The sequence below is a fragment of the Pseudomonas sp. HY13-MNA-CIBAN-0226 genome (assembly GCF_040310305.1).
In the GTDB taxonomy this organism is placed as follows: Bacteria; Pseudomonadota; Gammaproteobacteria; order Pseudomonadales; family Pseudomonadaceae; genus Aquipseudomonas; species Aquipseudomonas gregormendelii.
In genome coordinates this window covers 1-260 of sequence record NZ_JBEOPS010000366.1, presented here as the reverse complement: position 1 = coordinate 260, position 260 = coordinate 1, and the positions used below count along the sequence as shown (strand labels likewise).

Here is a 260-nt window from a genome sequence, read left to right as displayed (position 1 = left end):
CGCTTGGAAGGCGTGGCCTTAAGAACTGATGTCTTGCCGGCATTGGTAATGACTCGCCAACTTATTGAGCGCACCTTAGACATTGCGATTACTTTCGATCCGCCAAAGCTTGATGGGGTCACATTAGTTAAGCTTGCTCAAATCAAATTGTATTTAGTGTCCAAACAACAGGGGATCACGCTTGATCAAACACCTTCTTTACCTTATATAAAAGTAGACTGGGGTACCGCGTTTAATATTACTCATGCTCAAGATTTTAC

The 260-nt window shown here is 42.7% G+C and carries 1 pseudogene; it reads left to right on the top strand.

Annotated elements, in window-relative coordinates:
* Positions 1-260: pseudogene (locus tag AAEZ05_RS29130) on the top strand (hypothetical protein); the annotation flags it as partial.